Annotated in this window: 8 protein-coding genes and 1 pseudogene; 6 read left to right on the top strand and 3 right to left on the bottom strand. The window is 68.5% G+C overall.

Going from position 1 to position 8,840, the window contains the following annotated elements:
- Positions 1–91: 91 nt before the first annotated feature.
- Positions 92–1,210, bottom strand: a complete 1,119-nt coding sequence (gene serC, locus IJ15_RS0113445; protein ID WP_031938862.1) for a phosphoserine transaminase — start codon at positions 1,208–1,210, stop codon at positions 92–94.
- A 44-nt stretch (positions 1,211–1,254) separates the two neighbouring features.
- Positions 1,255–2,382 carry a citrate synthase 2 gene (locus tag IJ15_RS0113440; RefSeq protein WP_031938861.1) on the bottom strand — a complete coding sequence of 376 codons (1,128 nt, stop codon included), beginning with the start codon at positions 2,380–2,382 and terminating at the stop codon, positions 1,255–1,257.
- 236 nt (positions 2,383–2,618) lie between these two features.
- On the opposite strand from IJ15_RS0113440, the gene pdxH reads away from it, so the two are divergent.
- The 6 genes and pseudogenes from pdxH (at position 2,619) to IJ15_RS26700 (ending at position 7,579) form a co-directional block, all read left to right on the top strand.
- A complete protein-coding gene (pdxH, locus tag IJ15_RS0113435; RefSeq protein WP_031938860.1) occupies positions 2,619–3,269 on the top strand; it encodes a pyridoxamine 5'-phosphate oxidase in 651 nt (216 codons plus the stop codon).
- A complete protein-coding gene (locus IJ15_RS0113430) occupies positions 3,269–4,549 on the top strand; it encodes an MFS transporter (RefSeq protein WP_031938859.1) in 1,281 nt (426 codons plus the stop codon). Before pdxH ends, IJ15_RS0113430 begins: the two co-directional genes overlap by 1 nt.
- Entirely contained in the window at positions 4,542–5,462 is a 921-nt protein-coding gene (locus IJ15_RS0113425) for a carbohydrate kinase family protein (protein ID WP_031938858.1), read from the top strand. The genes IJ15_RS0113430 and IJ15_RS0113425 overlap by 8 nt, the downstream gene beginning before the upstream one ends.
- A gap of 57 nt (positions 5,463–5,519) precedes the next feature.
- Positions 5,520–6,818 carry a citrate synthase gene (locus tag IJ15_RS0113420; protein WP_031938857.1) on the top strand — a complete coding sequence of 433 codons (1,299 nt, stop codon included), beginning with the start codon at positions 5,520–5,522 and terminating at the stop codon, positions 6,816–6,818.
- Positions 6,819–6,853: 35 nt separating this feature from the next.
- Positions 6,854–7,192 (top strand): annotated as a pseudogene (locus IJ15_RS26705) (FKBP-type peptidyl-prolyl cis-trans isomerase); the annotation flags it as partial.
- Between the two features lie 6 nt (positions 7,193–7,198).
- Entirely contained in the window at positions 7,199–7,579 is a 381-nt protein-coding gene (locus IJ15_RS26700) for an FKBP-type peptidyl-prolyl cis-trans isomerase (RefSeq protein WP_269321482.1), read from the top strand.
- Between the two features lie 157 nt (positions 7,580–7,736).
- On the opposite strand, the gene IJ15_RS0113410 is transcribed toward IJ15_RS26700, so the two are convergent.
- Complete coding sequence (locus IJ15_RS0113410) at positions 7,737–8,828, bottom strand: alpha/beta hydrolase (RefSeq protein WP_031938855.1); 1,092 nt, start codon at positions 8,826–8,828, stop codon at positions 7,737–7,739.
- Positions 8,829–8,840: the final 12 nt, after the last annotated feature.

Genomic DNA, 8,840 nt, shown 5'->3' with positions numbered 1-8,840 from the left:
GCGCGGGGGAGGGAGGGGAGACGCAACGAGGGCGGGCACGCCTGCGCGCGCCCGCCCTCGAATGCGGAAGTTGCCGGGATCCGGCCGGAGATCAGCCGAGCTGCGAGACGACCCAGTCGATGCTCTTGGTCAGCTGGGTGATGTCCTCGGGATCGATCGCCGGGAACATGCCGATGCGCAGCTGGTTGCGGCCCAGCTTGCGGTACGGCTCGGTGTCGACGATGCCGTTGGCGCGCAGGATCTTCGCGACCGCAGCCGCATCGACCGAGTCGGCGAAGTCGATGGTGCCGACAACCTGCGAGCGGTTGGCCGGATCGGCGACGAACGGCGTCGCGTACTCGGACGCCTCGGCCCACGAGTACAGGCGGTCCGACGAATCCTTGGTGCGCGCGGTGGTCCAGTCCAGGCCGCCGTTGGAATTCATCCATGCGATCTGGTTCTCGAACATCAGCAGCGTCGCGAGCGCCGGGGTGTTGTACGTCTGGTCCTTGGTGGAGTTGTCGACCGCGATCGGCAGCGACAGGAACTCCGGGGTCCAGCGGTTCGACGCCTTGATCTCGGCGACACGCTCGAGTGCGGCCGGGCTCATCAGCGCGATCCACAGGCCACCGTCGGCGGCGAAGCACTTCTGCGGGGCGAAGTAGTAGACGTCGGCGTCGGCGGCGTTGACCGGCAGACCGCCGGCACCCGAGGTGGCGTCGATCGCGATGAGCGCGTTCTCCGAACCCGCCGGGCGGGTCACCGGCACGGCGACACCCGTCGAGGTCTCGTTGTGCGCCCAGCCGATGAGGTCGACGGAACCGTCGGCGACGATCGCCGGCGCGGTGCCCGGATCGCTCGACACGACGATCGGATCACCGATGAACGGGTTGCCCTTGGCGACCGACGCGAACTTCGACGAGAACTCGCCGTACGTGAAGTGCTGCGAGCGCTCACGGATCAGACCGAATGCGGCCGCATCCCAGAACGCGGTGGAACCGCCGTTGCCGAGCACGACCTCGTAGCCCTCGGGCAGCGCGAACAGGTCGCGCAGACCCGAACGGACGCGGGCGACGACGTCCTTGACCGGCTTCTGCCGGTGGCTGGTGCCGAACACCGAGGCGCCGACGTCGACCAGGGACTGCAGCTGTTCCGGGCGGACCTTCGACGGTCCGCAACCGAAGCGGCCGTCTACGGGCTTGAGGTCGGCGGGGATGATCGGTGTGCTCATCGGTGCGAGTTGTCCTTCTCGGTTGTGGTGACGGTCCAACTGGTCTAGCTGTGCGAGATCTGGTCCCAGCCCTCGACCGAGTCGGGGGTGCGGGGCTCCGGGCCCGTGTAGATCGCGGCCGGGCGGACGAGCTTGCCCAGGCGCTTCTGCTCCATGATGTGCGCGCACCAGCCGGCGGTGCGGCCGCACGTGAACATCGCGGGCATCATGTGCGCCGGCACCTCGGCGAAGTCGAGGATCACCGCCGCCCAGAACTCGACATTGGTCTCGATCGCGCGGTCGGGGCGACGCTCCCGCAGTTCGGCGAGCGCGGCCTGCTCGAGGGCGGCGGCCGCCTCGAAGCGGGGCGCATTCAGGCGCTTGGCGGTGGCGCGGAGCACGCGGGCCCGGGGATCCTCGGCCCGGTACACCCGGTGCCCGAAGCCCATGAGCTTCTCCTTGCGGTCGAGGATGCCCTTGACCAGTGCGCGGGCGTCGCCGGTGCACTCGGTCTCCTCGATCATCGGCAGCACGCGGGCCGGGGCGCCGCCGTGCAGCGGGCCGGACATCGCACCGATCGCGCCGGACAGCGAGGCCGCGACGTCGGCGCCGGTGGACGCGATGACGCGCGCGGTGAAGGTGGAGGCGTTCATGCCGTGCTCGGCGGCCGACACCCAGTAGGCGTCGATGGCCTCGATGTGCGCGGGGTCGGGATCGCCCTTCCATCGCGTCATGAAACGTGCTGTGACGGTGGGGCATTCGTCGATCAGCTTCTGGGGGACGGCGGGCTGGTAGATGCCGCGCGCCGACTGTGCGACGTAGGACAGCGCCATGACGGACGCGCGGGCGGCCTGCTCGCGGGCGGTCTCGTCGTCGATGTCGAGCAGCGGCTGATAACCCCAGATGGGTGCCAGCATCGCCAGACCGGCCTGCACGTCGACGCGGACGTCGCCGGTGTGGATGGGCAGCGGGAACGGCTCGGCAGGGGGCAGGCCGGGGCCGAACTTGCCGTCGACCAGCAGCGCCCACACATTGCCGAACGTGACGCGGCTACCGACGAGATCCTCGATGTCGACACCGCGGTAGCGCAGCGCGCCGCCGTCCTTGTCGGGTTCGGCGATGTCGGTGGTGAAGGCGACGACGCCCTCCAGGCCGCTGACGAAATCCTCGGGTACTACAGCGCTTGGTGCCATTGCTCCTGGACTCTCCTCATCCGAGTGCATCCCGCTTCAGGGGTTGCACTGCCTTCGACCGAATCAGCCTTCGACTACTGCGGTAACTGTCAGGTGCGGGATGCGCCGCCGGGCCTGGTACCCAAACTTTAGCCGGTGTCACCGGTCACCTGGTCAGCGCATACCCGGGGGTACCGTCTGAGGCTGTGCCACCAGATTCCCCACGCGAGGGTCCCCGGAAGTCCGACCTCTCCTCGATGCGGGTGAGCTACGGAGAGATCGGGCCGGAGCGCCCCGTCGTCGACCCCGACCTGGAGCCGTCGTGGCTCGACGACGGTTGGTCCGCGCTGGCGAGGCGCTGGGTGGAGGACGCCGTCCAGGCCGCACTGCCCGAACCCAACGCGATGGTGCTCGGCACCGTCGACGCCGACGGGCACCCCTGCACGCGCACGGTGCTGTGCAAGGGTCTCGACGCCGACGGGGTGCTGTTCTTCACCAACTACGAATCCGACAAGGGCCGTCAGCTCGCGGCGACTCCCTACGCGTCGGTGACGTTCACGTGGATTCCGCTGGCCCGGCAGATCACCGTCCGCGGCCCTGTGGAGAAGACCGGCGAGGACGTCACTTCGGAGTACTGGGCCAGCCGCCCCCGCGGTTCCCGGCTCGGGGCGTGGGCGTCGAACCAGTCCCGCCCGATCGGCACACGCGCGGACCTCGAGGCCCAACTCGTCGCCGCCGGTCAACGTTTCGGCGTCGACTCCGACATCCCGGTCCCGGCGCACTGGGGCGGATTCCGGATCCGACCGGAGTCGGTGGAGTTCTGGCAGGGCCGCCCCAACCGCATGCACAACCGGATCCGCACCCGTCTGGTCGACGGCGCGTGGATCGTCGAACGCCTCCAGCCGTGATGCGGGGACTGCTCGCCGACACCACACCGCTGCGTAACCCCGACTACCGCAGGCTGTGGACCAGCGGCATCGTCACGGTCATCGGCGGCCAGCTCACCGTCGTCGCGGTGCCGGTGCAGATCTACGCGATGACGCAGAACTCGGCGTACGTCGGCCTGGCCGGACTGTTCGGGCTGGTCCCGCTCGTCATCTTCGGGCTGTGGGGCGGCGCGCTCGCCGACGTCATGGACCGTCGCAAGCTGATCATCATCACGACCGTCGGGTTGATCGGCACGTCGGTGCTGCTGTGGCTGCAGGCCGCGTCGGGTGCGGACAACGTGTGGCTGCTGCTGTGCCTGTTCTCGCTGCAACAGGTGTTCTTCGCGGTGAACTCGCCCACCCGCAGCGCGATCATCCCGCGACTGCTGCCGTTGAAGGACCTGCCCGCCGCGAACTCGCTCAACATGACGGTGATGCAGTTCGGTGCGATCGCCGGACCCCTGCTCGCGGGCGTGCTCATCCCGCACCTGGGTTTCGCGCTGATCTACCTGCTGGACTCGATCGCGCTGCTCGCGACGCTGTGGGCGGTGATCAAACTGCCCGCGCTGCCGCCGACCGGAGTGGCGCGGCGCGTCGGCCTGCGGGTGCTGGGGGAGGGCTTCGCGTACCTCGCGACCCAGAAGGTACTGCTGGCGTCGTTCGTCGTCGACATCATCGCGATGGTGTTCGGCATGCCGCGGGCACTGTTCCCGCAGATCGCCGAGGACACGTTCGGCGACCCGAGCGGCGGCGGCCTCGCCCTGGGACTGCTGTTCGCCGCGATGTCGGCGGGCGCGGTCCTCGGCGGCGTCTTCTCCGGCTGGCTGCCGCGCATCCGCTACCAGGGCCGCGCGGTGCTCGTCTGCATCGTGCTGTGGGGGCTGGCGATGGTGGGCTTCGGCGTCGTCGTCGGCATCGCCACCCCGGGCAGTTCCGCGGTGCTGTTGTGGCTCGCGCTGGGCTTCCTGGCGTTCGGCGGCGCCGTCGACATGATCTCCGCGGCACTGCGCTCGACGATGCTGCAGCAGGTCGCCACCGACGACATGCGCGGCCGACTGCAGGGCGTGTTCACCGTCGTCGTCGCGGGCGGCCCGCGGATCGGTGACGTGCTGCACGGCGGCGCGGCGTTCCTGTTCGGCACCGCCGTCGCCTCCGCGGGTGGCGGCGTCCTGGTGGTGATCGGGGTGGTCGTCTCGATGCTGGCGTTCCCGGCGTTCGTCCGGTACCGCGTCGGCCGAACGGGCAGACCCGAACATGTCTGAGCCGCGGATCGTCGTGTGCGGGGAGGCCCTCGTCGACCTCGTACCGACGGGGGAGACCACGTTCGCGGCGCACCTCGGCGGCGGCCCCTTCAACGTCGCGACCGCACTCGGCCGCCTCGGCAGTCGCGTGGCCTTCTGCTCCCGGCTGTCCACCGACCCGTTCGGGGACCGGCTCGTCGCGGCGCTGGTCGCGTCGGGCGTCGACGTCTCGACGACGCAGCGCGGGCCCGAACCGACGACGCTCGCGGTGGCCGCCGTCGGCCCCGACGGTGGTGCCCGATACACGTTCCACGCGGCCGGCACCGCCGACCGTCTCGTCACCGATCCCGGACCGTGGCCGGCGTCGGTGGCGGCGGTGTCCTTCGGCACGCTCTCGTTGGTGTTCGAACCCGGTGCGAGCGTGTACGCCGACCTGCTGCGCCGCTCCCGGGCCACGGGACGGCTCACGATCGTCGACCCCAACATGCGGCCGGACGTGTTTCCCGCCGACTACCGCCGCCGTTTCACGGAGCTGCTGCCGTCGATCGACATCGTCAAGGTCTCCGACGACGACGTCCAATGGTTGGGACGGGGCCCGGACGGCACCACGCCGGCGCAATGGCTCGATCGCGGCGTGTCCGCCGTCGTCACCACCCACGGCCCCGACGGACTGAGCGTGCGCACACGTCGGCTCCACGTCGATGTCCCCGGTCGCCGGGTGACGGTCGCGGACACCATCGGTGCAGGTGACACGGTCCACGGTGCGCTGCTGCACTGGCTCGACGCGCACCGGGCGCTGGATTCCGATTCGGTCCGGGGCCTCGGCGGGGGACAATGGCAGGACGCCCTGGATTTCGCGGCACGTGCGGCCGAGATCACAGTTTCCAAGCCTGGGGCGGACCCTCCGTGGGCATCGGACCTCACGGGCGGCTAGTTTCTACTTGAATGTTACGAAGTTACTCACTGGTCTGAGTTTGAGAGGGATCCTTCCGTGCCCGCTGAGAATGACAACAAGCCCACACTCAGCTACCCCGGTGGCGAGCACACAATGTCTATCGCCAAGGCGACTGAAGGCAATGACGGCATCGAGCTGGGCAAGCTCCTTGCCAACACGGGTTACACGACGCTCGACCCGGGCTTCGTGAACACCGCGTCCACCAGTTCGGCCATCACCTACATCGACGGTGAACAGGGCATTCTGCGCTACCGCGGATACCCCATCGAGGAGCTCGCGGAGCGCTCGACGTTCATCGAGGTCAGCTACCTGCTGATCTACGGGGAGCTGCCCACCGAAGCCCAGCTCGAGGTGTTCACGGACAAGATCCGTCGACACACGCTGCTGCACGAGGACCTCAAGCGGTTCTTCGACGGGTTCCCGCGCAACGCGCACCCGATGCCGGTGCTGTCGAGCGCCGTCAATGCGCTGTCCGCGTACTACCAGGACTCGCTCGACCCCGACGACCCGGAGCAGGTCGAGCTGTCGACGACGCGACTGCTGGCGAAGATGCCGACCATCGCGGCCTACGCCTACAAGAAGTCCGTCGGTCAGCCGTTCCTGTACCCGGACAACTCGCTGAGTCTCGTCGAGAACTTCCTCAGGATGACTTTCGGCTTCCCGGCCGAGCCGTACGAGGTCGATCCCGAGGTTGCCAAGGCCCTCGACATGCTGCTGATCCTGCACGCCGACCACGAGCAGAACTGCTCGACGTCGACGGTGCGCATGGTCGGCTCGTCGGACGCGAACCTGTTCACGTCTGTCTCCGCCGGCATCAACGCGCTGTGGGGCCCGCTGCACGGCGGCGCCAACCAGGCCGTGCTCGAGATGCTCGACGAGATCAAGGCGAGCGGCGGCGACGTCAAGGAGTTCGTCCGCAAGGTCAAGAACAAGGAAGACGGCGTGAAGCTCATGGGCTTCGGGCACCGCGTCTACCGCAACTACGACCCGCGCGCGGCGATCGCCAAGAAGTCTGCGGACACCATCCTGGCCAAGCTCGGCGGCGACGACGAACTGCTCCAGATCGCGAAGGCTCTCGAGGAAGCCGCGCTCACCGATGAGTACTTCATCGAGCGCAAGCTGTACCCGAACGTCGACTTCTACACCGGCCTGATCTACCGCGCGATGGGCTTCCCGACGCGCATGTTCACGGTGCTGTTCGCGATGGGCCGGCTGCCCGGCTGGATCGCGCACTGGCGTGAGATGCACGAGGATCCGGCCACCAAGATCGGCCGCCCGCGTCAGATCTACACCGGCTACACCGAGCGCGGCTACGTGGACCTGTCGGCTCGCTGACCTGTCCTGCCCGACTACAACTGATCGGACACACCATGAGCACCAAGCCCGAGATCGATTTCCAGGAGGGCCCCGCGCCCACCGAACTCGTCATCAAGGACATTGTCGTCGGTGACGGCCCCGAGGCCACCCCGGGTGCCAAGGTCGAGGTCCACTACCTCGGCGTCGAGTTCGAGTCCGGCGAGGAGTTCGACTCCTCGTGGAGCCGTGGCGAATCCATCACCTTCCCGCTGCAGGGCCTCATCGCAGGCTGGCAGGAGGGCATCCCGGGCATGCGCGTGGGCGGTCGGCGTCAGCTGACCATCCCGCCGGAGCTTGCGTACGGTCCGGCCGGTGGCGGTCACCAGCTGTCCGGCAAGACGCTCGTGTTCGTCATCGACCTGCTCGATGTCGTCGTCCCGCCGAAGCCGCCGGTCATCGAGCCCTCCGAGGGCCCGGCCCCGGCCGAGCTGGTCATCGAGGACATCGAGATCGGTGACGGTGCCGAGGCCCAGCCGGGCGGCGTCGTGGACGTCCACTACCACGGTGTCGAGTACGACTCCAACGAGGTGTTCGACTCGTCGTTCCTGCGTGGGGAGTCCGTCGCGTTCCCGCTGAACCGGCTCATCCCGGGCTGGCAGGAAGGCATCCCCGGCATGAAGGTCGGCGGCCGCCGCAAGCTCACGGTCCCGCCGGAGCTCGCGTACGGTCCGGCCGGTAGCGGTCACCAGCTGTCGGGCAAGACTCTGGTGTTCGTCATCGACCTGCTGGGCACCCAGTAGCCGCGTAGCACTTACGCATTCAGGGCCCCGCACCGATCATCGGTGCGGGGCCTGAGTCGTTCCACAGGACGTGTGTGACGACGAGACGCGAAAAGAGCGCCCCGGCCGAAGCCGGGGCGCTCTTTCTGTCGCAGTGTGGTGAAGCTACTGCAGGTGACTACCGGGGGGTGCCCATGGCGTCGGCCAGCATCGGCCAGGAGTTGTTCAGATCGTCACGCCAGTAGCCCCACGAGTGGGTGCCGGCCGGCTTGAAGTCGAACCGGGCCTGATCCTGCATGCCGTTCTCGTTCACTGCCCGAGCGAGGCGGTGGGTGCACTCGTTGGTGGCCGCTTCGATGATGCCGCCGACGATGACCTGGTTGGCCAGCGTCCCGACGTTGCCGTTGATGCCCTGGCTGTCGAGGCGATCGTGCGGACCCGGCAGGCCGGACGCGTTGGACACGTACAGCTTGGGGCCGCCCTTGAGCTTGCCGATGTTGATGATCGGATCGTGAGCGATCCAGTCCGGGCTACCGACCGGGCCCCACATGTTCTCGACGTCGGCCTCGCCACGGGCCGCGATCACGATCTGGATGTACGTCTGGCCGACCGGGGTCGCGGTGTCCGCGCAGCCGCTGTAGGCGCCGACGGCCTTGTACAGCTGGGGATCCTTGAGCGCGAGGTTGAACACCGAGGTGCCCGACGTCGAGATGCCCGCCAGGGTGTTGACACCGGTGGTGCCGAGCGCCGAGTCGATGACCGGCGGCAGCTCCTGCGTGAGGAAGGTCTCCCACTTGTTGGTGCCGTGGAGGGCCTCGTCCGGCTTCTGCCAGTCGGTGTAGTAGGTGAACGCGCCCATCATCGGGGTGACGACGTTGACCTGCTTGCCGGCGAAGAACGTGCCGATGTCGGCCTGCTTCTGCCACGACGCCGAATCCTCGCCGCCGCCGGCACCGTTGAGCAGGTACAGCGTGGGGGCGGGCTTGGACGTGTCCGCGGGACGGATCACGTCGAGCGGGATGTCCCGGCCCATCGACTCCGAGCGGACGACCAGCTTCATCTTGTTGCCGTTGCCCTGGGTTGCGGACACCAGGTAGGTGCCGCCGTTGGCGTCTGCAGCCTTCGCAACCTTCGTCGCTTCGGCGCCCGACGCGGTCGGCGCCGCGGCGGTGGCCACCCCTGCCCCCATGAACACGGGAAGTGCGGCGACCGTCGCCGTCGTGGCGCCGATCAACGCTTTGAGCCGGCGGGACTTCTTGGTAACACGCATACTTACTCGCCT

Source organism: Prescottella defluvii (assembly GCF_000738775.1).
Taxonomy (GTDB): Bacteria; Actinomycetota; Actinomycetes; order Mycobacteriales; family Mycobacteriaceae; genus Prescottella; species Prescottella defluvii.
The sequence above is the reverse complement of the archived record's forward strand: the minus strand, read 5'-3'. Positions and strand labels throughout refer to the sequence as shown.

Coding starts and splice junctions, on each gene's coding strand:
- IJ15_RS0113440 (WP_031938861.1), bottom strand. CDS start 2,382: ATGGCACCAAGCGCTGTAGTACCCGAGGATTTCGTCAGCGGCCTGGAG.
- IJ15_RS0113425 (WP_031938858.1), top strand. CDS start 4,542: ATGTCTGAGCCGCGGATCGTCGTGTGCGGGGAGGCCCTCGTCGACCTC.
- pdxH (WP_031938860.1), top strand. CDS start 2,619: ATGCGGGTGAGCTACGGAGAGATCGGGCCGGAGCGCCCCGTCGTCGAC.
- serC (WP_031938862.1), bottom strand. CDS start 1,210: ATGAGCACACCGATCATCCCCGCCGACCTCAAGCCCGTAGACGGCCGC.
- IJ15_RS0113410 (WP_031938855.1), bottom strand. CDS start 8,828: ATGCGTGTTACCAAGAAGTCCCGCCGGCTCAAAGCGTTGATCGGCGCC.
- IJ15_RS0113430 (WP_031938859.1), top strand. CDS start 3,269: ATGCGGGGACTGCTCGCCGACACCACACCGCTGCGTAACCCCGACTAC.